The organism is Ectothiorhodospira magna (assembly GCF_900110965.1).
In the GTDB taxonomy this organism is placed as follows: Bacteria; Pseudomonadota; Gammaproteobacteria; order Ectothiorhodospirales; family Ectothiorhodospiraceae; genus Ectothiorhodospira; species Ectothiorhodospira magna.
Genome location: NZ_FOFO01000057.1, coordinates 1 through 1025, shown reverse-complemented (window position 1 = coordinate 1025; position 1025 = coordinate 1). Strand labels below are relative to the sequence as shown.

The window sequence follows — 1025 nt, the reverse complement described above, 5'->3', positions numbered from 1 at the left end:
TCCTCGTCGGTGTAGCCGCAGAGGGCGCCGTAGTCCCGGGAGAGGGTGATGTCACGCAGGTTGTTCAGCCCCGAGAACAGACTGACCTTGCTGAATTTGGACACGCCGGTGAGCAGGCAGAATTTCAGATGGGGATCGGCGTCCTTGAGGACGGAATAGAGGTTTTTCAGCCCCTCCCGCAGTTCGCGGGCCACGTCGGCATCGGTGATGTTATCCAGGATGGGCTTGTCGTATTCGTCGATCAGGACCACCACCCGCTGGCCGTGCTGCTGGTAGGTTCCAGTGATTAATTCCCGGAACCGCCCCTGAATACTTTCATTACTCAGGGTAATCCCCAGCCTTTGAGAGTGTTCACGCAACAGCTCTTCAATGTGCTGATCCAGCGCCCGACGACTGCTCATGACCCCATCGGCAAAACTGATCCGGATGACGGGATGACGGGTTTTCCAGTCCCAGCGGTCGTGGATGTACAGGCCCCGGAACAAAGGCTCGTTGGCCTCGAACAGTTCCTTGAGGGTGTCCAGCAGCAGGCTCTTGCCGAAGCGGCGAGGGCGGGAGAGGAAATAATAGCTGCCTTCATCGATCAGCTGATGAAGGTAGGGGGTTTTATCCACATAGTAGAACCCACCAGTGCGGATTTTGCTGAACGCCTGTACGCCGATGGGGAGATTGAGCTGGGTAGCCATGGAGGGAACTCGGCACCTGAAAGGTTTTACTGTCAGAGCAGAATATCACGAAGCCGGGGCTGAGCCCCCCTCACCCAGCCAGTCACGCCTTCGGATACGCCCGGATGCGGGCCGCCAGCTCATCCTCGGTGAAGGCTGACTCGTTCACCAGATAGTAGCGCAGATGGGCTGATAGACCTGCAGAAAAACCGGCGGCATCTCCTTGCAGGGGTCACTTTGCTCTTGATCAGATGGTCGTAAGACCAAAAAGGTAAATCCCCGTCACAATCCCTGTGACGGGTTTTAGATGTCGCATGGCGGGTCTATTCCCTGACAACTCATCCTGAACCTGATTGCCCA

The 1025-nt window shown here is 56.9% G+C and carries 1 protein-coding gene; it reads right to left on the bottom strand.

What is annotated here, in order from left to right; all coding sequences use genetic code 11:
- Positions 1-686 (bottom strand): ATP-binding protein (locus tag BMX62_RS12505; protein WP_156055398.1); only part of this gene is annotated, 686 nt, incomplete at its 3' end.
- Positions 687-1025: the final 339 nt, after the last annotated feature.